Below are 26,273 nucleotides of genomic sequence, written 5' to 3' on the forward strand. Positions count from 1 at the left end.
CCCCAACCAGTCGAGGTCGCGATACGATGAAACGGAGACACTTTCTGGGCCTTATGGGAGCGGCCGGGGTGAGCCTGACCACGGGCGTCACGGCCAAGGCCGCCTCCAGCGCGGATGTCGCGGGATTGCCCAACGCCGGCGGCGTGCTGTTCGACGCCTCCCGGTGCATCGGCTGCCGCAAGTGCGAGGCCGCCTGCAACCAGGTCAACGAACTGCCGAAACCGGCCAAACCCTTTGACGACCTCACGGTCATGGACACGGCGCGCCGCACCGACGCCAAGTCCTACACCGTGGTCAACAAATACGTGCCCAAGCCGGGCGAGAACCCGGTCTTTCGCAAGATTCAGTGCAACCACTGCATGGAGCCGGCCTGCGCCTCGGCCTGCTTCGTCAAGGCCTTCAAGAAGAGCGAGACCGGCGCGGTCGTCTACGACGCCTCGGTCTGCGTGGGCTGCCGCTACTGCATGGTGGCCTGCCCGTTCAACATCCCGGCCTACGAGTACGACAAGGCCTTCACCCCCCGGGTCATGAAGTGCACCCTGTGCCAGCCGCGGCTGCTCGAGGGCAAGCTGCCGGGCTGCGTCGAGGCCTGCCCCAAGGAGGCGCTGCAGTTCGGCAAGCGCCGCGAGCTCATCAACATCGCCTGGGACCGCGTCTCGGGGAATCCCGACAAGTACGTGCAGCACGTCTACGGCGAGCACGAGATGGGCGGCACGAGCTGGCTGTACATCGCGCCCAAGCCCTCCTTCGCCGCGCTCGGCATGGACGAGGGGCTGGGCACGACCTCGGCGCCGGAGCTCACCTCCGGGGCCCTGGCCGCCGTGCCGGCCGTGGCCGGCATCTGGCCGGTGCTCCTGACCGGCATCTACGCCATCACCAAGCGCAAGGACAAGATCGCCGAGGAAGAGAAGAAGGCGGCCGTCGAGGCGGCCATCGCCAAGGCCAGCGCCGACGCCGAGGCCAAGCTGGCCGAGGAGTTGGAGAAGGCCGAGGTGGCGGGCAAGCGGCGCATCGAGGTCGAGGTCAAAAAGGCTCTCGAAGCCGCCGCCAAGGAACAAGAGGGCGGGGAGGACGCGTAATGTCGACGGAACACACCAAAAACGGTTCCCTGTTCACGCCGTTCAACATCGTCGCCGGCATCATCCTGGCCGCCGGCCTGGTGGTGACCGTGATGCGGTTCACCATGGGCCTGGGCTCGGTCACCAACCTCTCGGACAACAACCCCTGGGGCATCTGGATCGGCTTCGACCTGCTGTGCGGCGTCGCTCTGGCCGCCGGCGGCTACACCACCTCCGCCGCCTGCTACATCTTCGGGTTCAAGCGGTTCCACGCCGCCGTGCGCCCGGCCATCCTGACGGCCTTCTTGGGCTACGCCCTGGTCGTCTTCGCCCTCAACTACGACGTCGGCCGTCCCTGGAGGCTCCCGTACCCCATCTTCTACCAGCAGGGCACGACCTCCATCCTCTTCGAAGTCGGCCTGTGCGTGTTCATCTACCTGACGGTGCTCTTTCTCGAGTACCTGCCGGCGGCCTTCGAATGGAAGGGCGGCTTCGACAAGTACCGGTCGATCCTGGTCAAGCTGACCATGGTGCTGACCATCTTCGGCGTCATCCTGTCGACCCTGCACCAGAGCTCGCTCGGCGCGCTCTACCTCATCGTCCCGTCCAAGCTGCATCCCCTGTGGTACACCCCGTACCTGCCGGTGATGTTCTTCATGTCGAGCATGTTCGCCGGCCTGTCCATGGTCGTGTTCGAGGGCACGCTCTCGCACAAGTACTTCCATCACAAGATGGACGAGGACTACAACGCCAATTATCTGGACCTGCAGTTCGCCTTCGCCAAGGGGGCGGCCTGGATCATGGCCGGCTACCTGGCCATGAAGCTCCTCGGTCTGTCCATGGACAACCGCTGGCACTACCTCTTCACCGGCTACGGAGCCTGGTGGCTGCTCGAGGTGGTGGGCTTCGTCGTGCTGCCCTGCTACTGCTACGCCGTGGGCTACCGTGACCGCAACATCGGCCTCGTGCGCCTGGCCGCCCCGTGGACGGTCATCGGCATCATGCTCAACCGTTTCGACGTGAGCCTGATCGCCTTCAACTGGCAGCTGCCGAGCGCCGAGCGCTACTTCCCGAGCCTGGGCGAGATCATCATTTCGCTCTTCGTGGTCACGATCGGCGTCCTGGTCTTCAAGTTCATCGTCACCCGCATGCCGATCTTCTACGCGCATCCGGCGTACAAAGACTCGTCCCACTAGGATGAAAGGGGAGATATACGATGTTTAACACCCTGCAAGACCTGATGCTGCACAACAAGAGCATCACCTACGTGCTCATGGGCGTGGTGCTCGTCTGCTTCATCGGCTTCTGGCGGTTCCTCACGGGACGCGAAGAACGCAACCGGCGCTACTAGGCCGATCGGACCTCGACCAAGGCAAGGAGAAAACCATGTATGCATTCCTGACGGGTCCGATGCTGTGGCTGTCGTTCGCCATCTTCGTCATCGGCTGCGCCTGGCGCGTCGTCAAATACGTCAAGGGCTTGAGCTGGCAGCTCGACCGGGTCCCCTACGGGTACTACCGCGAGCTGGCCGTCAAGGGGGCGCTCAAGTCCATCCTGCACTGGATCACCCCCTACGGCTCGCGCAGCTGGCGGGTCAAGCCCCTCTACGCGGCGGCCTTCTTCCTGCTGCACATCGGCCTGGTCATCGTGCCGCTGTTCCTGTTCGCCCACGTCATGATCGTGTCCGAGCGCTTCGGGATCAGCTGGCCGACCCTGCCGGCCGGCCTGGCCGACGCCCTGACCATCCTGGCCATCGCGGCCGGGGCCTTCATCCTGCTGCGCCGCTTCGCCCTGCCGGAAGTGCGCATCATCACCACGGCCCACGACCTCTGGATCATGGCCATCAGCCTCGCCCCGCTGGTCACGGGCTTCGTGGCCGCCCACCAGGCCGGAGAGCACAATGGCTGGCTGCTCGCCCACATCATCACGGGCGAGATCTGGCTCATCGCCATCCCCTTCACCAAGCTCTCCCATGTGGTGCTGTTCTTCTGTTCCCGGGCCCAGATCGGTGTGGACTTCGGCGTGAAGCGCGGCGGGCAGCGCGGCCGCGGCATCGTCTGGTAGAAACGGCCGACGCCACGTCGCCAAGGAGAGAATCGACATGCCTGAAGGAATCTACTGCAACAAACAGCCGGTCACGACCGAAGAGGCCTTAAAGGCCCTGCTTTCGGACACCCGGGGCACCAAATACTACGCGGAAATGCAAGAGCTGGAAGTGGACCGCGAAAAGCTGTGGGCCACCATCCAGAAGACCTTCAAATCGCGCATGCAGACCTGGCTCGACGTCTGCGCCCGCTGCGGGCTGTGCGCCGACTCCTGCTTCCTGTACCTGGTCAACGACCGCAACCCCGAGCAGGTGCCGTCGTACAAGATCCAGTCCACCCTGGGCGAAATGGTGCGCCGCAAGGGCGACGTGGATGGCGCCTTCATGCGCCACGCCATGGAAGTGGCCTGGTCGCGCTGCACCTGCTGCAACCGTTGCGCCCAGTTCTGCCCCCACGGCATCGACATCGGCGTCATGATGGGCTACACGCGCGGCCTGCTCTATTCCCAGGGCTTCGTGCCCTGGGAGCTCAAGATCGGCGCGGGCATGCACCGCGTCTACCGCGCCCAGATGGACGTGACCACCGAGGATTGGGTCGAGACCTGCGAATGGATGGCCGAGGAGCAGCAGGACGACTGGCCCGGGCTCGAGATCCCCATCGACAAGGAAGACGCGGACATCATGTACACGTGCAATGCCCGCGAGCCCAAGCACTACCCCGAAGACCTGGCCGAGGCGGCCATCCTCTTCCACATCGCGGGCGAGAACTGGACCGTGCCCTCGGAAGGCTGGGAGCAGACCAGCCTGTCCATGTTCGCCGGCGACTGGGAAGCCTGCAAGCTGCAGGTGCAAAACGTCTACGCCGCCATCGAGCGCCTGCGGCCCAAGCGGGTCATCGGCACGGAATGCGGCCACGCCCACCGGGCCACGGTCGTGGAGGGCCCGTACTGGGCCGGCCGTCCCGACGGCCAGACGCCCGCACCCTACATCCACTACGTGCAGTGGGTGGCCGAGGCCCTTCGCGAGGGCAAGCTCAAGATCGACCCGGCCAAGCGCATCCGGCAGCCCGTGACCTACCAGGACTCCTGCAACTACATCCGCAACTGGGGCCTGGCCGAGACCGCCCGCGAGATCCTGTCCTACATCGTGGAGCCGGGCTACCTGGTCGAGATGACGCCCAACAAGGAATACAACTACTGCTGCGGCGGCGGCGGCGGCTTCAACGGCATCGGCAAGTTCCGCCCCATGCGCAACAAGGCCCTGCTCACCAAGCGCGACCAGATCCTCGCCACCGGGGCCAAGCTCGTCATCGCCCCCTGCCACAACTGCTGGGACGCCATCCGCGACCTCGAGGAAGAGTACCACATCCACATCGACTGGTCGTTCCTCAAGCCGCTTCTGCTCAAGATGGTCATCGTGCCCGAGCACTTGAAGCCCAAGGACGAGGAAGACGAGGAATAGGCCGGCGCCGCGCCGATACGGCAACCACCTCACACGATCAGGGGGTCCGGAATGTTTGGTAAAATAGTGTTTGCGACTTCGGGAGCGCCGGATTGCGACAGCGCCGCCCGCGTGGCCTTCGACATGGCGGGCCGCTACGGCTCGGAGATCATCGTCTTCCATTGCCTGGGCATCCTGGGCAAGGGCGACAGCAACCTCGTGCGCGACGTGCGCACGGGCGAGGAAGTGGACGCGGACGAGGAATACCTCGAGGGCGTGCGCGAGGAACTGCGCACCACCTACGCCATCCAGCTCTCGGGCTGCCCCAAGGCCCGCATCGAGATCGCCGTGGGCAACCCCTCCCGCGAGGTGTTGCGCGTGGCCCGCAAGGAGGACGCCGACCTCGTCGTCATGGGCGCGCGCGGCCAGGGGCTCGAGGTGGGCGGCTTCTACAAGCGCGGCGTCATCGGCGGCACCCACGAGAAGGTGGCCAAGTCCGCCCGCTGCCCGGTGTTGACCGTGGCCCGGCCGGCCGCCTCCTTCTGGGGGGGATTCTCCAACATCGTCTTCGCCACGGACTTCTCCAAGGCGTCGGAATCGGCCTTCAAGCTGGCCGAGACCATCGCCAAGGACGTCCAGGGCGATCTGCATCTGTTCCACTGCGTGGACCTCGACCGCCTGCAGTCGCCCATCGCCCTGACCCAGGAGGGCATCGAGGCCCGGCTGGCCGAGGCCCGGCGCAAGATCCACGTCGCCTACGCCGCGAAGCTCGGCGACCTGGCCAAGCGGACCACCATTGAGGTCTGGGAAGGATCGCCCTATGTGGAGATCGTCAAGTTCGCCCGTGAACGGCAGGCCGACCTCATCGTCATGGCCCACCACACTCGCGAGCTCGATCCCGACGAGCGGCCCTTCGGCAGCACCCTGGAACAGGTCCTGGTGCGGGCCACCTGTCCCGTGATCAGCATCAACCGCCCGGACAAGCTGCCCCCGGCGGGCGATGCCTAGCGTCGCTTTCGGCCGTTCCCGGCCCGTCGCGCCCCGGCGCGGCGGGCCGGGGAATGGTGTTTGCGTTTACAAAAAAACTTGCGTTTTTTTGCGCGACGTCAGCGCGGCCCCGGCGCCAGTCCCTCCACGCAAAGGAGAAGTGGAACCATGACCAAGAAAACCATTCTGACCGTGGACGACGATCCCAATATCCGCGACTACCTGGAAGCCGTCTTCACGGACAACGGGTACAACGTGGTCACCGCCGAGAACGGCGACAAGGCCATGGAGATGCTCAAGGACCTGCGTCCCGATCTCATCACCCTGGACGTGGAGATGCCCGACAAGTCCGGCCCCTGGGTGAGCCGGGCCATCCAGAAGGACAGCTCCCTGGCCTCCATTCCCATCGTGGTCATCACCGGGCACAGCGAGCTGACCTACATCATCCCCAAGGCGGCCGCCTTTCTGGCCAAGCCCTTCGAGGCCGACGAGGTCGTGCGCGTGGTGCGCGGCATCCTCGGCGACTAACCCCGGTCCGGGGAGGCCGCTTTGCGGCGGCCTCCCCGGACCGGCCGGCCTGCCGGCCAGGACGAGGTGGTCGAGCCCATGAGCGAATCACTGCTTTTAGTCGACGACGAGGAAGACATCCGCAGGTTTTTGGGGCTTTTTCTCGCCGACCTCGGCTACGACGTCCACGCCGCGGCCAACGGCGAGGAGGCCCTGGCCGTGTTCGACGCGGTCAAGCCGTCCATCGTGCTCACGGACATCAAGATGCCCGTCATGGACGGGCTGGAACTGCTCAAGCGCCTCAAGGCCCGGAATCCGGACACGGAAGTGGTCATGATCTCCGGCCACGGCGACATGGACCTGGCCATCAGCTGCCTGCAAAACGACGCCGCCGACTTCGTCACCAAGCCCATCAACCACGATATCCTGGACGCGGCCTTAAAGCGCATCGACGAGAAGCTGTCCATGCGCCGGGAGCTGCGGCAGTACACGCAGAACCTGGAAAAGCTCGTGCGCGAGAAGTCCAGCCGCGTGGTGGAGCTCGAGCGCCAGCTCGCCGCCGGCCAGATGGCCGAGACCATGTGCCAGGCCATCTCCGGCCTCTCGGCCGACCTCGGCGAGGGGGCCGGCTACTTCAACGAGATGCCCTGCTTCGTGGCCGTGCACAACGCCTCCCTCGCAGTCGTGGCCACCAATCAGCTCTACAAGGACCGCCTGGGCGACATGGTCGGGCACCACAGCTGGGAGGCCTACGCCGGCCAGGCCCTGCGCGGCGCGGACGGCCCTATCCGCAAGACCTTCGAGACCGGCAAGGGCCAGCGCTCGCGCGAGACCATGCTCTGCAAGAACGGCCGTGAGCTGCCGGTCATGGTCCACACCTCGCCCATCGCCGCCACCAACGGCAAGGTGGAACTGGTGCTGGAAATGGCCGTGGACGTGAGCGAAATCAAGCGCCTCCAGGAAGAGCTGAGGGTCACCCAGCAGAAGTACATGGACCTTTTCGACGCCACCCCCTGTTACATCGCCGTGCGCGACAGGCAGGGCAAGGTGGTGGCCAACAACCGCCGCTTCGTGGAGGACTTCGGCGAGGGCGTGGGCCGCACCTGCCACGATGTCTTCACCCACCGCCCCGAACCCTGCCAGGACTGCCCGGCCGAACAGACCTTCGCCGACGGCGAGCCCCATTTTCAGGAAACGGTCGTCACCACCCGCGACGGCCGCCAGCGCAACGTGCTCATCTCCACGGCGGCCATCCGCAACGCCGCCGGCGAGGTGGTCGAGGTCATGGAGATGGCCGCCGACATCACGAGCATCCGCGAGCTGCAAAGCCATCTCACTTCGCTCGGGCTGATGCTCGGGTCCATCTCCCACGGGGTCAAGGGCATGCTGACGGCGCTCGAGGGCGCGGTCTACCGCGTGGAGTCGGGCCTGCGGCGCGGCGACGTGGCCCGGTCCCAGGCCGCGGCCGAGGCGGTCAAGGCGCTGGTCGGCCGGGTGCGGGCGCTGGTCCTCAACGTCCTTTATTACGCCAAGTCCCGGGAGCTGGCCCCGGAGACCGTGGACGCGGCCGCCTTCGCCGCCTCCCTCGCCCAGACCGTGGCCCCCAAGGCCGTCCGGGAGGGCGTGACCCTCGACGCGGACATCGCCTCCGATCTCGGCGAAATGTCCGTGGACGCCGCCAACCTGCAGGCCGCCCTGGTCAACATCCTGGAAAACGCCGTGGACGCCTGTGTGGCCGACACGGCCAAGCCCGAGCACCGCATCGCTTTCCGCGTCTCGCGCCAGGACCGCTCGATCGTCTTCGACATCGAGGACGACGGCATGGGCATGGACCAGGAAACGCGCGAGAAGGCGTTCACGCTGTTCTTCTCGTCCAAGGGCCTGCGCGGGACCGGACTTGGCCTTTTCATCGCCCACGACATGGTGGCCAAGCACGGCGGCGCCATCGACCTGACCTCCCAGCCCGGGGTAGGCACCCGCTTCGTGGTGCGCATCCCCGACACGCCGCCCGTGGTCGAGGCTGCGTCAGCCGCTCAGTCCGCCTGATCGTCCAGGGCGGCGATGAGGTCGCCCATATCCGAGAAAGCCCCCATGTCCAGGCAGCTTCCGGCCGTGTCCGGGGCGGGCCGGCCCGTGGCCGCCAGGATGGCCGCGTCGGCCAGGGCCAGCTCCCGGGCGATGTCCGGGGCGTGCAGGTAGGGCAGGCGCGCGCCGGTCATGATCAGGGTCTCGTAGTTGCTCGCCGCCAGGGCCTGCTCCTGCTGGCGGGCCCGGCGCAGCTGGGCGGAGAGCCTGCCCCGGTGCCGCATCAGCGCCGGCAGGGGCAGGGCGGAGGGCTCCAGGCCGCCCAGGAACCGCACGACATAGGCGAGCGTGTCCAGGGCTTGCGGCGTTTCCACCGGCAGGCGCGAGGCCACGGCCCGGGCCAGGGAGGTGGCCCCCGCGCTCCAGTCGGGCGGCCCGGCGCGCCGGGCCGCCACGGCCGTCTCCAGGGCGGCCTCGGGGCCGAAGCGGTCCGCGACGGCGGCGGCCACGGCGTCCGGCAGGGTGCGCGTGGGGCCCAGGCGCGAGACGAAGCGGCAGGCGGCCTCTTCGCTCAGCGGCACGGCCAGACGCGTCCCGTCCGGCAGCGCCGCGACGACGCGGCGCACGCGCTCTCCCAGGCGACGGGCCAGTTCGGCTGCCCCGGCCGCGTCGAGCCGGGCCGCGCCCAGGCGGGGCTCCAGAGCCCGGGCCGTGTCCTCGCCCGGGAAAAGGAGCAATTCGGCCAGGCTGGCCCCTTGGGGATCGTCGGCGTCGGCCGCCAGGGCGGCCAGCCGCTGCGGCGGCAGGTCGCCGTGGGTGGAGCGGATGAAATGGGCCACGGCCGCGTCCTGGGGCAGCCCGGCCTCGAGCAGGGCGGCCATGGCCGCGAGCAGGTCTTCCATGGGATCGTCGCGCATGCCTTCCTGGTAAGCCCGACCGCTGCGCCTGTCCACCGGAAGGGACAGCCTCGAGACGGGATTCCCGTTGACAGGGCTTCGCCCGGTAGTTTACCAAAAAAGTTAATTAGGCCCAGGGTCTAGGGTCGCGAAAAGGGCTTTTTCGAGTGACCCCCGGGCCGTGACGACACCGTTTCCACGGCAGCGAGGCAGCCCCATGTCGCAGAAAATGGACTTTTCCGGCTACGACCCCGGCCCCTTTCACGACGAGATGTTCACCCCCTCCGGCGCGCCGCGCCCCGGCTGTCGGATGCTTTACGAAAAAATCATCTCCCTTCCGGCCGGCGAGATCCTGGCCCGGCAGGCCGCCGCCGAGCAGGCCCTCTACGACATGGGCATCACCTTCACGGTCTACGGCCACGAGGACGGTACGGAAAAGATCTTTCCCTTCGACATCGTGCCGCGGGTCATCGAGGCGGCCGAGTGGGATACGTTGGAGCGGGGGCTTATCCAGCGCATCGCGGCGCTCAACCTCTTCATCGCCGACGTCTACGGCAAGGGCCGCATCATGGCCGACGGCGTGGTGCCGCGCTCGGTGGTGGAATCCTCCTCGGGCTATTTTCCCGAGTGCCTGGGCCTTTCGCCGCCGCGCGGCATCTGGTGCCACATCACGGGCACGGACCTCGTGCGCGACGAGCACGGACGTTTCCTCGTGCTCGAGGACAACCTGCGCTGTCCGTCCGGCGTCTCCTACGTCCTGGCCAATCGCCGCATCTTGAAGCGCGCCTTCCCCCAGGTGTTCGAGGCCATCGACATCCGGCCCGTGGACGACTATCCGCCGCTTCTGCTCGACATGCTCCAATTTATCGCCCCCCAGGGGAACTCCCGGCCCACGGCCGCGCTGCTGACCCCTGGCGTGTTCAACTCCGCCTATTTCGAACACACCTTCCTGGCCCAGCAGGCCGGCATCGAACTGGTCGAGGGCCGCGACCTGGTGGTCGTGGACGGCTTTGTCCACATGCGTACCACCAAGGGCCTCAAGCGCGTGGACGTGCTCTACCGCCGGGTGGGCGAGGACTTCCTCGATCCCACGGTCTTCCGGCCGGATTCGCTCCTTGGCGTTCCCGGCATCATGGACGTGTACAAGGCCGGCCGGGTGGCCATGGCCAACGCCCCGGGCACGGGCGTGGCCGACGACAAGGTGGTCTACGCCTACGTGCCGCGCATGATCCGCTACTATCTCGGCGAGGAGCCGCTGCTCGACAACGTCGAGACGTTCCTGTGCTGGGAGGACAAGGCCCGGCGGCACGTGCTGGCCAATCTGGACAAGATGGTGGTCAAGGCGGCGGCCGAATCCGGCGGCTACGGCATGCTGGTCGGACCGGCGGCCACGCCCGAAGAGCGCGAAGCCTTCGCCGCCAAGATCGAGGCCAATCCGCGCAACTACATCGCCCAGCCCACGGTCGGCCTCTCGCGCACGCCGGTCATCGTGGGCGACCACTTCGAAGGCCGCCACGTGGATCTGCGCCCCTACGTGGTCTACGGCGAGAACATCCGCGTCATCCCCGGCGGTCTGACGCGCGTGGCGCTCAAGAAAGGCTCCCTGGTGGTCAATTCGTCCCAGGGAGGCGGCAGCAAGGACACCTGGGTCCTCGGCGGTCCGGCCGCCTAGGAGAGAGCCTCTTCGATCAAGACCGCCCAACCGGCAAGGAGCCTTCCATGCTGAGCCGCGTGGCCGACGCCATCTACTGGATGAGCCGCTACCTGGAGCGGGCCGAGAACATCGCCCGGTTCATCGACGTCAACTGGCACCTCACCCTGGACGCGCCCGGAGCCGTGACCGAGCAGTGGACGCCGCTGGTGCGGGCCATGGGCGACTGGGACCTGTTCTTGGAAAAGGGCGTCTCCCAGGACCGCGACGGGGTCATCCGTTTCATGGCCTTCGACCAGGCCTCGCCCAACTCCATCGTCTCCTGCCTGTCCCACGCCCGGGACAACGCCCGCACCATCCGCGAGATCATTCCCACCGAGATGTGGGAGCAGATCAACACCTTCTACCACCTGGCCCGCGACGCCGCCCGGAGCAGCAAGGCCATCCTCGACAACCCCTACCAGTTCTGCGACGAGGTCAAGCGCCGCGACCTGACCATAAGCGGCATCGCCAGCGACGCCATGTCCCACGACGAAGCCTGGGACTTCCTGCGCCTGGGCAAGCTCGTCGAGCGGGCGGACAAGACCTCGCGCATCCTCGACGTCAAGTACTTCATCCTGCTGCCGCACCCCACGGACGTGGGCTCCAACCTCGACTACGTGCAGTGGGCGGCGCTGCTCAAAGCCATCAGCGCCCTGGAGGCCTACCGCCGCCGCCACGGCCGCATCCAGCCCGACCGCATCGTGGAGTTTCTGCTCCTGGACCACGATTTTCCCCGCTCGGTGCTGGCCTGCCTGCTGCGCGCCCAGCAGTGCCTGCACGCCATCACCGGCACGCCCATGGGCTACTTCGGCAACCCGGCCGAGAAGCGCCTGGGGCACCTGTGCGGCGACCTGGCCTACAAGGGCGTGGAGGAGATCTTCGCCTCGGGCCTGCACGAGTTCACCGATGACCTCCAGACGCGGATGAACCTCGTGGACGAGGCCTGCTACGCCACGTTTTTCTCAACCTTTCCGGCTATTGACGCGGCCAGTCAACAATGAGAAGAAAAACCCCATGACATTTTGCCTGGGCATCACCGTGGAGGATGGCCTGGTCGGCATCGCCGACACGCGCATCACCTCGGGCAACGAGCTGACCACCGCCCAGAAGGTGACCACCTACCAGAACGGCAACGGGGCCTTTTTCCTCATGACCTCCGGGCTGCGCTCGGTGCGCGACAAGACCCTCACCTATTTCGACGAAGTCCTCGAAACCTGCCCCACGCCCTTCGACAAGCTCTACAAGGCCGTCAACGCCTTCGCCGGGGAGCTGCGCCGGGTGGCCGCCGAGGACAAGCCGTTCCTGACCGAGTCGGGCCTGCACTTCAACCTGCACGCCCTCATCGGCGGCCAGCTCTACGGCGACGCCGTGCACAAGCTCTACCTGGTCTACCCCGAGGGCAACTGGGTGGAGATCAGCCACGGCACGCCCTACCACATCATCGGCGAGGGCGGATACGGCAAGCCCGTGCTCGACCGCACCCTCAAGTATTCCGACCCGTTGCGCATGGCCCTCAAGGTGGGCTGCCTGGCCTTCGATTCCACCCGCATCAGCGCCTCGGACGTGGATTTCCCCATCGACGTGGTGCTCTACCACAAGGGCTGCCTGGACCTGGCCCAGCACCGCTACGAGAAGGAGGACTTGGCCGATATCTCCGCCTGGTGGCAGGAGCATCTGCGCGGCCTTGTCCACGACCTGCCGTCGGAATGGATCGACAACGTCGCCTCCAAGCTGACCAAGGTGTCCGACCGGCCCGCCTGCCGTCCCGCGCCCGCGAAGTGACGATCCGTGCTTTGCCTGATTTCGCACCACACGCGTTATGATTTCGGCCGGCCCGTGTTTCTGGAGCCGCATCTGCTGCGCCTTCTGCCGCGCCCGGACGCCTGCCAGCGCGTGCGCTTCCTGGACGTGGCCGTCTCGCCCGAGCCGGTCGGCCGCAGCGTCCTGACGGACCTTTCCGGCAACGCCGTGCTCTCGGCCTGGTTCGCGGACCTGACCGACCACCTCGACGTGCGGGTCACGGCCTCGGTGGAGACGTTGCGGGAAAACCCGTTCGATTATCTTCTGGACGCGCGGCAAAGCGTCCTGCCCGTGTCCCTGACTCCGGCCGAGGCCCTGGCCGCCGGCCCCAGCCTGACCCAGACGCCGCTCCCCCATCAGGCCGCCGCCGCCCTGGCCGAACGCCTGCGCCGCGACGGCGCCGAAACCCCCCAGGCCTTCGCCCTGGTCCTGCTGGACTGGATGGCCGAAAACCTCGTTTCCACCTCGCGCGAGGAGCCCGGGCTCCTGTCTCCCGATGCGGTGCTGGCCGCCGGGGAGGGGGCCTGCCGCGACCTGGCGCTGTGCTACATCGCCGCCTGCCGCCATGTGGGTATTCCGGCCCGTTTCGTCAGCGGCTACCACGAGGGCGACCCCGAACGCGAGGACCGCGACCTGCACGCCTGGGCCGAGCTGTGGCTGCCGGGCGGGGGCTGGCGCGGCTTCGACCCGGCCGTGGGCCTGGCCGTGGCCGACCGCCACGTGGCCGTGGCCACGGCCGCCGATCCGGCCGAGGCCGCTCCGGTGGTGGGCAGTTTTCGCGGCCAGGCCCTGTCGCCGCGCCTGACCCATGCCGTGCGCCTTTCCCTGGCCCCCAACGGCTAGAGGGTGCTTTTTTTTGTTGGGAAACGGGACGGGTTGGGCTAACACTCCACACATGGCAAGCGGCGTAGTGACGTACCGGAAGCAAGCGGCATTTGCTCCCACGGCGGCGAGGGGGCTTTTTTTTGTCCTGGCGTTGTGCCAGGTACTTCTCGCGGCCGTGCCGCTCCGGGCCCAGAAGCTTGATCTGACGCCCGAGGAAAAGGCCTTCATGGAGGCCCATCCCGTCATCCGCTACAGCGACACCGACTGGCGGCCCCTGTCCATTTACGAGGACGGCCGCATGAGCGGCCTGTTCCACGATTACTACGCCCTGATCTCCCGCAAGACCGGCCTGGCCTTCCAGTTCGAACCGGTCGGCGACGGTCGGGACTTCCAGTACGTGCTCGACGCCCTGCGCGAGAAGCGCATCGACATGATCGACGGTACGGGCAAGACCCCGGACCGGGCCGGTTATGCCCTGTTCGTGGGGCCGTTTTTGCGCTTTCCCCTGGCGGTCATGTCCCGGGACGACGCCACGGCCTATTCCCTGGCCACGCTTTCCCACAAGAAGGTCGCCGCCGGCCGGGGCGGCACGGCCTACGAATACCTCCAGGCCAACGGCCGCGACGTCGACCTGATCCCGGCCAAGGACGCCTCCGAGGCCGTGTCCCTGGTGGCCCTGGGCCAGGCCGACGCCGCCGTGGAGAATCTGGCCGTGGCCGCCTACGCCATCCGCGCCTCGGGCCTGACCAACGTCAAGATTTCCGGGCAGATGGATTATAATTTCGAGATCTACACCCTGGTGCGCGACGACTGGCCGCAGTTGGCCTCCATCCTCCAAAAGGCCCAGGCCCTGGTGACCGAGACCGAAAGGGCGGCGCTCATGGCCAAATGGCTGCCCGTCTACAAGGACGGGGCGGTCAATCCTGAGGCCGGCGCGGCGGCCAGCGTGACGGCGGGCGTGGGGCCGGCCATCGCCATGACCGACCGGGAGCGCGAGTACCTGGCCGGGAAAAAGGCCCTGTCCTACTGCGTGGACCCGGACTGGCCCCCGGTCGAGCGCATCGACGAGAACGGCCGCTATGTCGGCATCGGCGCGGATTTCCTGAAGCTCATCGGCGAACGCATCGGCGTGCCCCTGGTGCTCGTGCCCACGGCCTCCTGGAGCCAATCCCTGGAGGCGGTGAAAAAACGCCGCTGCGACTTCCTGCCCGCCGCCGGCGAGACCAAGGACCGCCGACGCTTTCTGCGCTTCACCTCGCCCTATCTGCGCTTCCCCATGGTGGTGGCCACGCGCAGCAAGGCCCCCTACATCGAGAACGCCGACAGCCTCGCCGGCAAGACCCTGGGCGTGGTCAACGGCTACGCCAGCCTCGACATCCTGCGAGCCAAGTATCCGGGCATGCAGCTCATGGAAGTGCCGAGCGTGGACGAGGGCCTCAAGCTCGTGGCCGACGGCCGGCTCTACGGCTACATCGACACCGTGCCGGCCATCAGCCAGGCCCTGGCCAAGGGGCACTTCAGCGACCTCAAGATCGCCGGCCGCCTCGAAGCCCACCTCGACCTGGCCATGGCCAGCCGCGACGACGAGCCCGAGCTGGCCTCGTTGTTCCAGAAGGCCGTCAACACCCTCACCAAGGAAGAGTCCGACGCCATCATGAAAAAGTGGTTGGCCGTGACCTTCGAGCAGGGCATCGATTATTCGCTGGTCTGGAAGATCGCCGCGGGGGCGGCCTGCGTCCTTTTCGTGGTGGCTTGGTGGAACCGCAAGCTCTCGCGCCTCAACCGCGCCCTGCGCCAGGCCAACGAGGCCCGCGACGCCGCCGCCCGGCGCGTGGCGGCGCTCCTCGACAACGCCGGCCAGGGGTTTTTGTCCGTGGACCGGGAAGGTACGGTGGACGCCCAGTACAGCGCCGAATGCCGCAATATCTTCGGCCGCGACGTGGCCGGCGAAAACGTGTCCGCGCTGCTTTTCCCCGACGACGAGGCCGGTCGGGCGGCCATGGCCGTCAACGTCCGGCGGGTGGTGGACGAGCCCGACGCCTACCGCCGCGATCTCTACATCTCGCTCATGCCGCCCAAGATCGCGCGCGGCGGGGCCCAGCTGCGCCTGGCCTACCGGCACCTGGCCGAGGACCGTCTCATGCTCGTCGTCACCGACGTCACGGGCGAGGCCCGGCTCAAGGACGCCGTGGCCCGGGAACGCAACCGGCTGGCCTGCGTGGTGGCGGCCGTGCGCGAGCAGCGCGACTTCTTCGCCGTGCTCGACGACTTCGCCGCTTTTCGCCGCGAGGGCGCGAGGCTGGCCCGGGCCGCCGCCGACGACCGGCAGGCCCTGGACGAGGTCTACCGCAAGGTCCACACCTTCAAGGGGCTTTTCCTCCAGCTCGAATGCGCCCACGCGGCCAGGGCCCTGGACGCTCTGGAGGAGCGCCTCTCGCGCCTGCGCCAGGACGATTCGCCCCGGCGCGAGGACGTCGCCGGGTTGCTCGGCGAAACATCCGTCGACGCCGCCCTGGAACAGGACCTGGACGTGGTGCGCCAGGCCCTGGGCCGGGAATATTTCGACCGCCGGGGCGAGGTCTGCCTCGACGGCGAATTGGCCGGGGCCCTGGCCGATCTGGCCGGCCGTCTCCTGGCCCGCCTGGACGAGTTCGGCCTGGACGGGGACGACGCCGCCGTGCTCGACGCGGCCCGGACGCTTCGCTGCGTCGACCTGCGCAAGCTCCTGGCCGCTTACCCCCGCACCGCCCAGCGCCTGGCCGAAGCCCACGGCAAACAGCTCGTCCCCTTCGCCGTGGAAGGCGACCCCGTCCTGGTCGATCCGGCCCGGTATACCCCCCTGGCCAAAAGCCTGATACACATCATCCGGAATGCCGTGGACCACGGGCTGGAATCCCCGGCCGAGCGCGAGGCCGAGGGCAAGGACGAGGCCGGCCGCCTGAGCCTGTCCGTCGCGGCCGGCGACGGCAAGGTCCGGATCGTCATGGCCGACGACGGTCGGGGCGCGGACGTCGGCGCGGTGCGCGCCCGGGCCTTCGAACTCGGGCTCGTCGGGGCCGAGGAACTGGCCGCCATGGACGACGCCGCCGTGCTCGGCCTCATCTTCCGCGACGGCTTCACCTCGCGCCGGGTGGCCGGGGAACTCTCGGGCCGGGGCGTTGGGCTGGCCGCCGTGCGGGCCGAGGCCCAGCGCCTGGCCGGGACCGTGTTTTTGGAAAACGATCCCGGCCGGGGGGCGCGCTTCGTCGTGGAAGTCCCCCTGGAGCCGCGGACTACGCCGCTGGAGCGCGCATGACCGAGCAGCTTGACATCGGCGCTTTCCTCAGCGCCCTGGCCCGACGCACCGACGCCTTTTTCCGCGAGGAACTCGGCATCGTCCTCTCCCCTCCCGCCTATCAGATCGACGACGTGCAAAAACTCGATCTGCGCCCCGTCACGGCCATCATGAGCGCCGCCGGGGGGCTCAAGCTCTACCTGGCCTACAGCTTCGACGTCTCGCTCCTCGACGCCGCCTTCGTGGCCTACACCGAGGGACTCGACATCGCCGAGGACGAACGCGAGGACGCCATCCAGGAAACCGCCGGGGACATCATCAACATCATCGTCGGCAACGCCCTGGCCGACATCGCCGGCAGCGGACCGGCCATCATCCTGTCCCCGCCCATCATCCTGACCGAGGCCAAGTCCGTCATGCGCCACCGCGCGGCCAAGTTCGTCTCGGCCGAACTCGCGGCCGCGCCGGGCGAACTCAGCATCCACCTGATCGGGCCGGGTGAGCTTTTCGACGACTCCCTGGAATATGTGAAGGAGCAGGCATGAAACCGCTTCGCATCATGGTGGTGGACGATTCCGGCCTCACCGTCAAAAAGATGGTCAAGCTGCTGGAGGAACTCGGCCACGAAGTGGCGGCCGTGGCCTCCACGGGGCAGCAGGCCGTCGAGGAATACGCCGCCGTGGCCCCGGACATCGTGGCCATGGACATCACCATGCCCGACCTCGACGGCATCGAGGCCACCCGCCGCATCATGGCCGTGGCCCCCGACGCCCGCATCGTCATCGTCACCTCCCACGGCCAGGAGCAGATGGTCATGGACGCCATCGAGGCCGGAGCCAAGGGCTACATCTTAAAGCCCGTCAAGATCGAAAAGCTCAAGGAAACCCTCGAAACCGTGGCCGCCAAGTACCTGCCATGAACGCCTCCATGCTCGAAAGCGCGCTTTTGCAGACGCATTTCGACGTCATTCCCTTCGGCATCTATGTGGTGGACGTGGCCACCTACGAGATCGTCTTCGTCAACCGGCACTTCCGCGAGACCCTGGGCGCGGCCGAGGGCAGCCGCTGCCACGAGGTCATCTTCGGCGAGTCCGAGCCCTGCCTGCACTGCCGCATCCCGGAGCTGCTCACCGGCACGGGCATGCCCAACGGCGTCACCGTCATCTACGACCACTACAACGAGCGCGAGGAACACTGGTACCAGATGCAGGAGAAGACCATGGGCTGGCCCGACGGCCGCGTGGTCAAGTACGCCATCGCCGTGGACATCTCCGAGCTCAAGGAGACCCAAAACCGCCTGGCCGAGGCTCATGCCGAGCTGGCCATCCGCAACAAGGACCTCTCCGCCCAGAACCGCATCCTCCAGGAGAACATCGAGCTGCGCGAACACGTCGAGCGCATCGCCCGCCACGACCTCAAGGCCCCGTTGTCCGCGCTCATCGGCCTGCCGCAGGTGCTCCTCGACAACTATGACCTGCCGGCCGAGGCTGAGAAAGTGGTGCGCCTCATCGAGCAGGCCGGGCATTCCATGCTGGAGATGCTCAACCAGTCCCTGGTGCTCTACCGCCTGGAGACCGGGGCCTACGACCTGACGCCGACCCCCGTCGACCTGGCCGACATGGTCAGGCGCACGGCGGCCCGCCTGTCCACCATGTCCGTGGCCCGGAGCCACGCCATCCGCCTGACCCGAAACGGCCGCCCCCTCGAGCCGGGCGAGTCCGTGCCCTGCGAGGGCGACGCGCTGCTCCTCGATCCCATGCTGCAAAACCTCCTGGTCAACGCCCTGGAGGCCTCGCCCCCGGACGGCGAGGTGGGCATCGACATCCGCGACGACGATCCCGAGTCCTTGACCATGGCCGTGGTCAACCGCGGCGAGGTGCCGCCGGCCATCCGCGACCGGATGTTCGAGAAGTACGTGACCATGGGCAAGCGCGGCGGCACGGGACTCGGGGCCTATTCCGCGGCGCTGGCCGCCCGGGCCCACGGCGGAGGCATCGCCCTGGACGCGTCCTCGCCCGGCCGGACCACGGTGGCCGTCAGGCTGCCGCGTCGCCCCGGAACCGCGCCATGATGCTGGAAAACGCCCTGTTCGAGAGCCACTTCGATCTCATTCCCTTCGGCATCTACGTCGTCGAGGCGGCTTCCTACGCCATCGTCTACAGCAACATGGCCTTCAACGAGCGCTTCGGCCGCCATTTCGGCCGCATCTGCCACAAGGCGCTCTACGACAGCGACGTACCCTGCCGCCACTGTCGTATGGCGCAACTCCTCACGTCCGACGGCCTTCCCCGGGGCGACACCCTGGTCTACGAGCATTTCAACGAGATGGACGACCGCTGGTACCAGATGCAGGTGCGGGCCATGACCTGGCCCGACGGTCGGGTGGTCAAGTACTCCATCGCCGTGGACATCTCCGACCTCAAGGATACGCAGAACCGCTTGGCCGAGGCCCATGCCGAACTGGCGCTCAAGAACATCGAGCTCGTGCGCCTGTCCACCACGGACATCCTCACGGGCCTGGCCAACAGGCAGCATATCGACGCCCGGCTGGAGGAGGGGCTTTCCCGCGCCGCCGCCCACGGGCGGCCCTATTGCCTCGTCATGCTCGACATCGACCATTTCAAGGAAATCAACGACCGGTACGGCCACCAGCGCGGCGACGCGGTCCTGGCCGCCCTGGGCGGGCGGTTGCGCCGGGGGGCGCCGGAAGGCTGCGAGGTCGGCCGCTGGGGCGGCGAGGAGTTCGTGGTGCTGTGTCCGGGGCTCGCCCTGGCCGAAGCCTACCTCCTGGCCGAGACCCTGCGGGACGCGGCCCACGGGTGCGACGCCGGCCTCGGGGAGACGCGCGTCACGTGCAGCTTCGGCGTGGCCGAGGCCCGTCCCGGCGAGACCGGCGAACGCCTGCTCGGCCGGGCCGACCAGGCCCTGTACGCGGCCAAGGCCCTGGGACGCGACCGTGTCGAGACGGGGTGACGCCGCTTTGCGATTGTCAAGCCTTTACACGCGCCTTAAAAATTCCTACCGCCAACGCTGGCACGCCGAAGCGGACAGCGGCGGGTTCGCCCGGCCCTCCCTTTTAACCGTAAGGAAGGCGCGACATGGATCAGAAACTGGCGAACCCGGCACCCCTCGGACTCATGGGCTTCGGCATGACCACGATTCTGCTCAACCTCCACAATGCGGGCTATTTCCCCATCGCCTCCATGGTGCTGGCCATGGGGATCTGCTACGGCGGCCTGGCCCAGGTGATCGCCGGCATCATGGAGTTCAGGAAAGGCAACACGTTCGGCCTGACGGCCTTTACCAGCTACGGCCTGTTCTGGCTTTCGCTGGTCGTGCTCATCGTCCTGCCCAAGCTGGGACTGGCCGAGCCGACATCCGAGGGCTTCATGGGCTGGTACCTGGTGTTGTGGGGGCTTTTCACCTTTTTCATGTTCCTGGGCACCCTGGGGACCAATTTCGTGCTCAAGTTCGTTTTCGGCTCCCTGACCGTGCTCTTTTTCCTGCTGGCGGCCAGGGACTGGTTGGAGTCTGCGGCCATCGGCCGCCTGGCCGGATTCGAAGGCATCCTCTGCGGAGCCAGCGCCTGCTATCTGGCCATGGCCGAGGTGCTCAACGAGAAATACGGCCGGGTCGTGCTGCCGATCGGCTGAACTCCCCTTGAGGGACAGGGCGTCGCCGCATCCCCGGCGCGGCGACGCCCTGCCGACGCTCGTCCCGGCTTCGGCCCGGCAATCGCGGCTCTGGTCCGGTCATGCGTGGCGTGCCGCCAAAGGGCCGATCGAGGTTTCATGACCAGCATCATTACGCAGCGCATCGCGCTTGATTTCGAATTCCCCGTCCTTTTCACCCGCGACGTGTTCGATCCGGCCAACCCCGCCCTGCTCGAGGCGGTGGAGCGGGCCGGCCCCGGGCCGCACCGCCTGGCCGCCGTGGTGGACGGCGGACTGGCCGCGGCCGACCCGGGGTTGGGCGCACGCTTCGCGGCCTACTGCGCGGCCCATGCCGACACGTTCCTCCTGACCGCGCCGCCCCTGGTCGTGGCCGGCGGCGAGGGGGCCAAGGCGGACTTCGCCGTGGTCGAGGCCGTGTGGAAGCTCATCTTCGAGGCCAGGCTGTGCCGCCAGTCCTTCCTGCTGGTCGTCGGCGGCGGGGCGGTGCTCGACGCCGCCGGCTTCGCCGCTGCCACGGCGCATCGGGGGGTGCGGCTGTTGCGCCTGCCGAGCACGGCCCTGGCCCAGAACGACGCGGGCGTGGGCGTCAAAAACGGCGTAAACGCCTTCGGCCGCAAGAACTACCTGGGCTGCTTCGCCCCGCCCTATGCCGTGGTCAACGACCACGCCCTGTTGGCGGCGCTCCCCGAACGCGAGACCAGGGCCGGCCTGGCCGAGGCTGTCAAGGTGGCGCTGGTGCGCGACGCGGCCTTTTTCGCCCGGCTGCGGGAGTTGGCCCCGCGCCTGGCCGTGCTCGAGTCCGACGCCCTGGAGGAGGCCAACCGCCGCTGCGCCCTGGCCCACCTCGAGCACATCGCCACGGGCGGCGATCCTTTCGAGCTGGGTTCGGCCCGGCCCCTGGACTTCGGCCACTGGGCCGCCCACGCCCTGGAGGAAGCCACGGGCGGCGAGCTGCGCCACGGCGAGGCCGTGGCCGTGGGCGTGGCCCTGGACACCGTCTACTCGGGTCTGGTCGGGCGCATCGGAGAAACCGAGGTCGGGCAGGTGCTGGCGCTTTTTTCCGACCTGGGCCTGGCCGTGTGGCATCCGGCCCTGGCCGGCCTCGACATGGAGGCCGCCGTGGACGCCTTCCGCGAGCACCTGGGCGGCCGGCTCCACCTGAGCCTGCTCGACGGCATCGGCCGGCGCGTCGAGGTCCACGAGGTGGATTTCGCCCGCATGGCCGCCGCCCGGGAGCGCCTGGCCGCCCGCACGGCCGCCGCGTAGACGGCCCGACAGCAAAGGAGGGCGTCATGCCGCCGGTCACCTACTGCACCAACATCCACGCCGGGGAGACCCTGGCCGAGACCATGGACGCCCTGGCCGCGCACACCCTGCGGGTCAAGGCGGCCTTGCTGCCGCACGAGCCCTTTCCGGTGGGGCTGCGGCTCTCGGGCCGGGCCAGCCTGGAGCTGGCCCAGGACGGCGCGGCGCGCCGGCTCGGCCAGTGGCTGGCCGCCAGCGGCCTTTGCGTGACCACGGTCAACGCCTTTCCCTATGGCCGCTTCCACGACGCCCCGGTCAAGGAAGCGGTCTACCTGCCGGACTGGCGCGACCCCGAGCGCCTGGGCTACACCCTGCGCCTGGCCGGGGCCCTGGCCGGCTGGCTCCCCGAAGGCGCGACCGGGTCGCTGTCCACCGTGCCGGTGGGTTTCCGGCGGGGCTTTCCCGAGGCGGACATGCCCCAAGCCCTGGCCAACATGCGCCGGGCGCTCGCGGCCCTGGCCGCCATCGAGGACCGCACGGGGCGCGTCCTGCGTTTGTCCGTGGAGCCCGAACCGGGCTGCCTGGTCGAGACCACGGAGGACATGATCGCCCTGTGCGACGCCCTGGACCCGGACGGCACGTGCCGGCGGCACCTGGCCGTGTGCTACGACTGCTGCCATCAGGCCCTGCAATACGAGGACCCGGCCGCGTCCCTGGCGCGTCTGGCCGCGGCCGGCGTCACGGTGGGGCATGTGCAGGTGTCCTCGGCCCTGCATCTGGAAGGGGCGGACCTGTCGCGGCTCTCCCGTTTCGTGGAGCCTGTCTATCTGCATCAGGCCGTGGCGCGACTGGAAGACGGGAGCCTGCTGCGTTTCGACGATCTGCACGAGGCCCTGGCCGCGTCGCGTCCGGACGTGACGTCCTGGCGCGTGCACTTCCACCTGCCCGTCTTCGTGCGCCAGCTGCCGGAATGCGAGACCACACAACCCTTCTTGCAGGAGGCGCTGCCCCTTTTTGCCAAGGAAACGCCCATGGAAGTGGAAACCTACACCTGGAGCATCCTGCCGCCCGATCTCAAGATCGCGGACGTGGCCGCCTCCATCATCCGCGAGATCGCATGGGTGGAAGAAGCAAGAAGCGGGAGCCTTGACGCTCCGTCGTCGGCTTATTAAGCAATAAGACGGACACGGGCGCGGCCATTGCCCTTCGTGCGGCGCTTCATGGGAAGCAGGACCGTCGCTTTCGATAAGGATTGTTTCTCGCCTGGTTTTTTCTCGTGGTTCCTGCGCCCGAATCGCGGGGAAGCGACATCGGCCGCCAGCCGCAATGCCGGACGACCGGCACGGGGGACCCCATGAAGGCATCGACGCCGCGCCGCTGGTGCATCCGCTTTCTCTTCTGGGTCTTCTGCCTTTTCCCCCTGACGGCCGCCGCGGCGACGGGCAACCAGCTTTCCTCGACCAACGACAGCGATTACCAGACTGCCCTGGCCGCCATCGACGCCCAGGACTACAACACCGCTCTCGTCTCTCTCAACAACGCTCTCACCAACAACGGCAACAACGGGTACGTCTACCTGGCCAGGGCCAAGCTCGATCTGCTCTACTACCTGCCGTCCACAGCCGTAAGCGACGCGGGCACCGCCGTGTCGCTCCTGCGGGGTTCCGACACCTGCGACCAGTTTCTGCCGACCGACAGCCCCCTGCTGCTCGTGGGGACGAATTCGTACAATAGTCTCTACGGCTCTTCAGGTTTGACGGGATATTCCCCCTACAGCAGCATCCTCAATCTCACTTCCATTTCGGGCCTCTCGACCACCGGCACGACCACCACTGGGACGACCACCACCGGCACGACGACGGGCACGACCACCGGCACGGCCGGCACGACGGCTTCCTCGACGTCTTCGACGACTTCAGGCTCCACCTCGTCCGCCTCGACGAGCTCCTCGCTTTTCGCCTCCTCCAGCGGCAGCCAGAAATTGCCCGTGGCCGAGGACTTGACGGACAAGGACAAGGTCAAAAATGAAACGATGAATCAATACAATGAATTATTGACGCAGATGTCCATGTATTCCGCTTATTGCGGGGGCATCTACCTGAACAACCTCACCAGCCTCGTGGAAGGCTACGCCACGCTTGGCCGGGGCTATCTGCTGGGACAGAACTACGCCCAGGCGCAGCGGGGCTTCGCCGCCGCCCTGGAACTCGACCAGGACGACGCCAAGGCCGCGGCCGGCCTGGGACTGGCCTACCTGGGGCAGGGCGCGGCCTCGGCGGCGCTTTCCCAGCTCAATCTGGCCGTGACCTACGCGCCGAGCGAACCGGCGGCCTACGTGGCCCGGGGGGCCTACTGGGTGAGTGTGGGGGATTACGGTCGGGCGAACGAGGAATACGAGACGGCCGTGGCCCTGGACGGAAGCTGTCTGGCGGCCTACGCCTGTTTCGGACTGTTGCGCGCCCTGCAGGGCGACTACAAGTACGCCCTGGAAGCCTACGACAAGGCGCTGTCCCTCAACGCCAACTATGTCCTGGCCCTCGTCGGCCGGGCGGCCGCCTGGTCCGCCCTGGCTTCGAGCGTCTCGGACACGAGTCTGGCCTCGACCTACACGCAAAAAGCCCAAAACGATCTGGGCCAGGCGCAGAAACTGCAGACTGCCGTGACCAATTCCGCCAACGCGTCGGTATATTACGCCTCGAGCGTTTATGGAACCGGCGGGTTTTCCAACGCCTACTACAACTCCTCCGGAACCTACGGCACGACCGGCAGCTACAGTTCCTCCGGCACGACGACGTCCATCACCGCTCCGGTGATCGGCACGTTCTACTGAGCCCCGCCCTCAGCGGGGCCTGTCCAGCACCACGGCCACGGACATGTCCGCGTCGAGCCCGCCTTTTGGGGAAGGCTGCAGGATGAGTTGGCGCACGCGCACCCCGAGCGCCGGGGCCTCCACCTGTTGCAGGAAGGCCAGGAAGCGTTCCATGGGTAGGCCAGACAGGCGCAGGTCCACGGCCATCTCCCGGCGCCCGCCGCCCACGTCCCTGTTGGCCGGGCGCATGAATTCCACGTGGTCCTTGACGCCTTCCCTGGTGGCCGCGCCCTCGACGAAGGAAAAAATGGTGAAGCCTTCCGGCCTGGCCGGAGCGGGCGGGCCCTGTTGCGCCCCCTCGATGCCGGCCGCCAGGCGCTTGGCCTCGGATTCGGCCCGCAGACCGGCCTCCAGTCGCTTCTCCCGCACCGTCAGGCCGTCGGCCAGGGGCGCGGCCACCCACAGGTAAAAGCCGACTGCCAGGGCCGCCGCTCCGGCGGCCAGCACGACGGGATGGGGCAGGCGCGTGTTCACGTCCCCGAGCCTCCCCGGCCGGCCAGACGCATGTCGAGCTGGAATTCGACCTGCTTTTTCTCGGGCACGTTTCTGGCCCCTTTGATTTCCACGTCGGTGAAAAGCGGCGTGGCCGAAAGGCGTCGCTTGACCTCCTCCACGGTGTTGTAGTCGTCGGCCGTGGCGTCGATGGTGGCGCGCTGGCCGTCCAGGGAGAGGCGGCGCACCCGGACGCGTCCGCCCGGACCCACGGCCTGGTGGATGGCGGCCAGGGATTCGAGGGCCGTTTTCGAGGCGACGCCGCGATCCCGGGCCTGGTCGGCCTGCTCGGCCAAGCGGCTTCGCAGCACGGACAGCTTCTGGGCCAAGGTGAGCCCCGGCGCGGCGTCCGGGGCCGCCTGTCCGACCAGGGCGGCCGTCCGCTCCCGGGCCGCTTCGATGGCCGCGTCCAGACGGTGGTAGGACCACCACACGCAGCCGACGGCGGTCAGGAGCAACAGGGCCAGGCAGATCCCGGCCACGGCCAGGCCGCGCCGCTTGACGGTCGCAGCGATGACCGGAGCCAGTTCGCCGCGCAGGAAATTCACCGGCCCGGGTTCCCCGATCCCGAGCAGGGCAATTCCGTAGGCGGCGGCGAAACGGTCGGGCAGCGGCGAGCCGCCTGGCAGGAGCGGCCAGTCAGGCTGCCCGGCCGCGACAAAAACGGGAGCCTCCAGCGCCCGGCCCAGAGCCTTCCCCACCGCCGGATCGGTCAGGCCGGACACGAAAAGGCGCATGTCCCGGGGCGGGCTCGGCGACACGGCGGCCAGGCTCATGCGGACCTCCCGGGCCAGGATGTCGGCCAGGGCGGGCGTTTCGCCCGGGGGAACGGGCAGGGCGCGCCAGACGGCGGGTGCGCCGTCGATGCGGCACAGACAGGACAGGCGGCCGCCGTCCCGGTGCAGGAGCAGGGAGGCCCCGTCAGGGGCGAGCCGGGCCAGGAGCGCGTCGAGGCCGGCCAGGTCCAGGCAGGCCGCGCCCGGGGCGAGCAGGTGCTCGCCGAGGACTCCAAGCATGGCCGCCAGGGGAGCCAGGGGGATGGCCGCCGCCAGGGCCACCAGGGCCGGCGGCGGTTCCAGGGCGGTCGGCGTCCAGGACAGGGCCGCCTCGGCCAGGGGATAGGGCAGGTGGGATTCCAGCTCGGGGCCGAGCACCAGGTCGATCTTGCCTCGGGCCGTGAAGGGAAAGCGCAGGCGTCGCAGGACGGCCTGGCCGGCGTCGAGCCCGAGCACGATCCGATCGGCCCCCAGGCCCGCGGCCAGCGCCGTCTGGGCGGCCAGCCTGGCCAGGGCTGCCGGCGCTGTCCCCGCATCGGGAACTACCTCGGCCAGGCGTATCTCGGCGGTCGCACGCATGCGGGCAAGACGCAGCAGTTGCACGGCGTCTTCGCGACAGAGCATGGACAGGACCGATGGAGCCATGGAGGGGTTGTGGCACGCCGCTTG

At 68.0% G+C, this 26,273-nt stretch carries 24 protein-coding genes; 21 read left to right on the forward strand and 3 right to left on the reverse strand.

The window, feature by feature from the left end:
* Nucleotides 1-26 precede the first annotated feature (26 nt).
* From hmcB to Q1K70_RS11175, 8 genes are all read left to right on the forward strand, one after another.
* Nucleotides 27-1,079 (forward strand): sulfate respiration complex iron-sulfur protein HmcB, encoded by a 1,053-nt coding sequence (gene hmcB / locus Q1K70_RS11140; RefSeq protein WP_300159226.1) that lies wholly within the window; start codon nt 27-29, stop codon nt 1,077-1,079.
* Nucleotides 1,079-2,254 carry a sulfate respiration complex protein HmcC gene (hmcC, locus tag Q1K70_RS11145; protein ID WP_300159229.1) on the forward strand — a complete coding sequence of 392 codons (1,176 nt, stop codon included), beginning with the start codon at nt 1,079-1,081 and terminating at the stop codon, nt 2,252-2,254. The genes hmcB and hmcC overlap by 1 nt, the downstream gene beginning before the upstream one ends.
* A gap of 20 nt (nt 2,255-2,274) precedes the next feature.
* The gene (hmcD, locus tag Q1K70_RS11150; protein ID WP_300159232.1) at nt 2,275-2,409 is read left to right on the forward strand and encodes a sulfate respiration complex protein HmcD; all 135 of its coding nucleotides are present in this window, start codon (nt 2,275-2,277) and stop codon (nt 2,407-2,409) included.
* A gap of 35 nt (nt 2,410-2,444) precedes the next feature.
* Nucleotides 2,445-3,122 (forward strand): sulfate respiration complex protein HmcE, encoded by a 678-nt coding sequence (gene hmcE, locus Q1K70_RS11155; protein ID WP_300159235.1) that lies wholly within the window; start codon nt 2,445-2,447, stop codon nt 3,120-3,122.
* Nucleotides 3,123-3,159: 37 nt separating this feature from the next.
* Nucleotides 3,160-4,563 (forward strand): sulfate respiration complex iron-sulfur protein HmcF, encoded by a 1,404-nt coding sequence (hmcF, locus tag Q1K70_RS11160; RefSeq protein ID WP_300159238.1) that lies wholly within the window; start codon nt 3,160-3,162, stop codon nt 4,561-4,563.
* 51 nt (nt 4,564-4,614) lie between these two features.
* On the forward strand, nt 4,615-5,550 hold the full coding sequence (locus Q1K70_RS11165; protein ID WP_300159241.1) for a universal stress protein: 936 nt from the start codon (nt 4,615-4,617) through the stop codon (nt 5,548-5,550).
* 147 nt (nt 5,551-5,697) lie between these two features.
* Nucleotides 5,698-6,057 (forward strand): response regulator, encoded by a 360-nt coding sequence (locus Q1K70_RS11170; protein WP_300159244.1) that lies wholly within the window; start codon nt 5,698-5,700, stop codon nt 6,055-6,057.
* Between the two features lie 78 nt (nt 6,058-6,135).
* The gene (locus tag Q1K70_RS11175; protein WP_300159246.1) at nt 6,136-8,082 is read left to right on the forward strand and encodes a response regulator; all 1,947 of its coding nucleotides are present in this window, start codon (nt 6,136-6,138) and stop codon (nt 8,080-8,082) included.
* On the opposite strand, the gene Q1K70_RS11180 is transcribed toward Q1K70_RS11175, so the two are convergent.
* Nucleotides 8,070-8,978 (reverse strand): hypothetical protein, encoded by a 909-nt coding sequence (locus Q1K70_RS11180; protein WP_300159249.1) that lies wholly within the window; start codon nt 8,976-8,978, stop codon nt 8,070-8,072. The genes Q1K70_RS11175 and Q1K70_RS11180 overlap by 13 nt on opposite strands.
* 196 nt (nt 8,979-9,174) lie before the next feature.
* Between Q1K70_RS11180 and Q1K70_RS11185 the strand changes: the two genes are divergently transcribed.
* The 13 genes from Q1K70_RS11185 (at nt 9,175) to Q1K70_RS11245 (ending at nt 24,297) form a co-directional block, all read left to right on the forward strand.
* A complete protein-coding gene (locus Q1K70_RS11185; protein WP_300159252.1) occupies nt 9,175-10,629 on the forward strand; it encodes a circularly permuted type 2 ATP-grasp protein in 1,455 nt (484 codons plus the stop codon).
* A gap of 47 nt (nt 10,630-10,676) precedes the next feature.
* The gene (locus Q1K70_RS11190; RefSeq protein WP_300159255.1) at nt 10,677-11,651 is read left to right on the forward strand and encodes an alpha-E domain-containing protein; all 975 of its coding nucleotides are present in this window, start codon (nt 10,677-10,679) and stop codon (nt 11,649-11,651) included.
* Between the two features lie 13 nt (nt 11,652-11,664).
* Nucleotides 11,665-12,432, forward strand: a complete 768-nt coding sequence (locus Q1K70_RS11195; RefSeq protein ID WP_300159258.1) for a peptidase — start codon at nt 11,665-11,667, stop codon at nt 12,430-12,432.
* Nucleotides 12,433-12,438: 6 nt separating this feature from the next.
* Nucleotides 12,439-13,293, forward strand: coding sequence for a transglutaminase family protein (locus Q1K70_RS11200; RefSeq protein WP_300159261.1), 855 nt, complete (start codon nt 12,439-12,441; stop codon nt 13,291-13,293).
* Nucleotides 13,294-13,501: 208 nt separating this feature from the next.
* Nucleotides 13,502-16,570 carry a transporter substrate-binding domain-containing protein gene (locus Q1K70_RS11205; RefSeq protein ID WP_300159264.1) on the forward strand — a complete coding sequence of 1,023 codons (3,069 nt, stop codon included), beginning with the start codon at nt 13,502-13,504 and terminating at the stop codon, nt 16,568-16,570.
* The gene (locus Q1K70_RS11210; protein ID WP_300159267.1) at nt 16,567-17,094 is read left to right on the forward strand and encodes a chemotaxis protein CheX; all 528 of its coding nucleotides are present in this window, start codon (nt 16,567-16,569) and stop codon (nt 17,092-17,094) included. The genes Q1K70_RS11205 and Q1K70_RS11210 overlap by 4 nt, the downstream gene beginning before the upstream one ends.
* Nucleotides 17,091-17,468, forward strand: coding sequence for a response regulator (locus tag Q1K70_RS11215; RefSeq protein ID WP_300159270.1), 378 nt, complete (start codon nt 17,091-17,093; stop codon nt 17,466-17,468). The genes Q1K70_RS11210 and Q1K70_RS11215 overlap by 4 nt, the downstream gene beginning before the upstream one ends.
* Nucleotides 17,465-18,619 (forward strand): PAS domain-containing sensor histidine kinase, encoded by a 1,155-nt coding sequence (locus tag Q1K70_RS11220; RefSeq protein WP_300159273.1) that lies wholly within the window; start codon nt 17,465-17,467, stop codon nt 18,617-18,619. Before Q1K70_RS11215 ends, Q1K70_RS11220 begins: the two co-directional genes overlap by 4 nt.
* A complete protein-coding gene (locus Q1K70_RS11225; protein WP_300159499.1) occupies nt 18,619-19,521 on the forward strand; it encodes a sensor domain-containing diguanylate cyclase in 903 nt (300 codons plus the stop codon). Before Q1K70_RS11220 ends, Q1K70_RS11225 begins: the two co-directional genes overlap by 1 nt.
* Nucleotides 19,522-19,646: 125 nt before the next feature.
* Nucleotides 19,647-20,201, forward strand: a complete 555-nt coding sequence (locus Q1K70_RS11230) for an acetate uptake transporter (protein ID WP_300159276.1) — start codon at nt 19,647-19,649, stop codon at nt 20,199-20,201.
* Nucleotides 20,202-20,339: 138 nt separating this feature from the next.
* On the forward strand, nt 20,340-21,488 hold the full coding sequence (locus Q1K70_RS11235; protein WP_300159278.1) for a 3-dehydroquinate synthase: 1,149 nt from the start codon (nt 20,340-20,342) through the stop codon (nt 21,486-21,488).
* A gap of 26 nt (nt 21,489-21,514) precedes the next feature.
* Nucleotides 21,515-22,639: a metabolite traffic protein EboE gene (eboE, locus tag Q1K70_RS11240; protein ID WP_300159281.1), complete on the forward strand. Its 1,125-nt coding sequence runs from the start codon at nt 21,515-21,517 to the stop codon at nt 22,637-22,639.
* A gap of 182 nt (nt 22,640-22,821) precedes the next feature.
* Nucleotides 22,822-24,297, forward strand: a complete 1,476-nt coding sequence (locus tag Q1K70_RS11245) for a hypothetical protein (protein WP_300159284.1) — start codon at nt 22,822-22,824, stop codon at nt 24,295-24,297.
* Between the two features lie 9 nt (nt 24,298-24,306).
* Here the strand turns inward: Q1K70_RS11245 and gspM are convergent, their stop codons facing one another.
* On the reverse strand, nt 24,307-24,810 hold the full coding sequence (gene gspM, locus Q1K70_RS11250; protein ID WP_300159287.1) for a type II secretion system protein GspM: 504 nt from the start codon (nt 24,808-24,810) through the stop codon (nt 24,307-24,309).
* Nucleotides 24,807-26,249, reverse strand: a complete 1,443-nt coding sequence (locus Q1K70_RS11255) for a GspL/Epsl periplasmic domain-containing protein (protein WP_300159290.1) — start codon at nt 26,247-26,249, stop codon at nt 24,807-24,809. Before Q1K70_RS11255 ends, gspM begins: the two co-directional genes overlap by 4 nt.
* Between the last annotated feature and the right edge of the window lie 24 nt (nt 26,250-26,273).

The organism is Solidesulfovibrio sp. (assembly GCF_029978005.1).
Classification (GTDB): domain Bacteria; phylum Desulfobacterota; class Desulfovibrionia; order Desulfovibrionales; family Desulfovibrionaceae; genus Solidesulfovibrio.

Excerpts from the sequence above, each read along its gene's own strand:
- Q1K70_RS11215 (WP_300159270.1), top strand. The coding sequence starts at position 17,091 with ATGAAACCGCTTCGCATCATGGTGGTGGACGATTCCGGCCTCACCGTC.
- Q1K70_RS11220 (WP_300159273.1), top strand. The coding sequence starts at position 17,465 with ATGAACGCCTCCATGCTCGAAAGCGCGCTTTTGCAGACGCATTTCGAC.
- hmcB (WP_300159226.1), top strand. The coding sequence starts at position 27 with ATGAAACGGAGACACTTTCTGGGCCTTATGGGAGCGGCCGGGGTGAGC.
- Q1K70_RS11185 (WP_300159252.1), top strand. The coding sequence starts at position 9,175 with ATGTCGCAGAAAATGGACTTTTCCGGCTACGACCCCGGCCCCTTTCAC.
- hmcF (WP_300159238.1), top strand. The coding sequence starts at position 3,160 with ATGCCTGAAGGAATCTACTGCAACAAACAGCCGGTCACGACCGAAGAG.
- Q1K70_RS11190 (WP_300159255.1), top strand. The coding sequence starts at position 10,677 with ATGCTGAGCCGCGTGGCCGACGCCATCTACTGGATGAGCCGCTACCTG.
- Q1K70_RS11210 (WP_300159267.1), top strand. The coding sequence starts at position 16,567 with ATGACCGAGCAGCTTGACATCGGCGCTTTCCTCAGCGCCCTGGCCCGA.
- Q1K70_RS11165 (WP_300159241.1), top strand. The coding sequence starts at position 4,615 with ATGTTTGGTAAAATAGTGTTTGCGACTTCGGGAGCGCCGGATTGCGAC.
- hmcC (WP_300159229.1), top strand. The coding sequence starts at position 1,079 with ATGTCGACGGAACACACCAAAAACGGTTCCCTGTTCACGCCGTTCAAC.
- hmcD (WP_300159232.1), top strand. The coding sequence starts at position 2,275 with ATGTTTAACACCCTGCAAGACCTGATGCTGCACAACAAGAGCATCACC.
- Q1K70_RS11225 (WP_300159499.1), top strand. The coding sequence starts at position 18,619 with ATGCTGGAAAACGCCCTGTTCGAGAGCCACTTCGATCTCATTCCCTTC.
- Q1K70_RS11255 (WP_300159290.1), bottom strand. The coding sequence starts at position 26,249 with ATGGCTCCATCGGTCCTGTCCATGCTCTGTCGCGAAGACGCCGTGCAA.
- Q1K70_RS11170 (WP_300159244.1), top strand. The coding sequence starts at position 5,698 with ATGACCAAGAAAACCATTCTGACCGTGGACGACGATCCCAATATCCGC.
- Q1K70_RS11230 (WP_300159276.1), top strand. The coding sequence starts at position 19,647 with ATGGATCAGAAACTGGCGAACCCGGCACCCCTCGGACTCATGGGCTTC.
- Q1K70_RS11205 (WP_300159264.1), top strand. The coding sequence starts at position 13,502 with ATGGAGGCCCATCCCGTCATCCGCTACAGCGACACCGACTGGCGGCCC.
- hmcE (WP_300159235.1), top strand. The coding sequence starts at position 2,445 with ATGTATGCATTCCTGACGGGTCCGATGCTGTGGCTGTCGTTCGCCATC.
- Q1K70_RS11245 (WP_300159284.1), top strand. The coding sequence starts at position 22,822 with ATGAAGGCATCGACGCCGCGCCGCTGGTGCATCCGCTTTCTCTTCTGG.
- Q1K70_RS11175 (WP_300159246.1), top strand. The coding sequence starts at position 6,136 with ATGAGCGAATCACTGCTTTTAGTCGACGACGAGGAAGACATCCGCAGG.
- Q1K70_RS11235 (WP_300159278.1), top strand. The coding sequence starts at position 20,340 with ATGACCAGCATCATTACGCAGCGCATCGCGCTTGATTTCGAATTCCCC.
- eboE (WP_300159281.1), top strand. The coding sequence starts at position 21,515 with ATGCCGCCGGTCACCTACTGCACCAACATCCACGCCGGGGAGACCCTG.
- Q1K70_RS11180 (WP_300159249.1), bottom strand. The coding sequence starts at position 8,978 with ATGCGCGACGATCCCATGGAAGACCTGCTCGCGGCCATGGCCGCCCTG.
- Q1K70_RS11195 (WP_300159258.1), top strand. The coding sequence starts at position 11,665 with ATGACATTTTGCCTGGGCATCACCGTGGAGGATGGCCTGGTCGGCATC.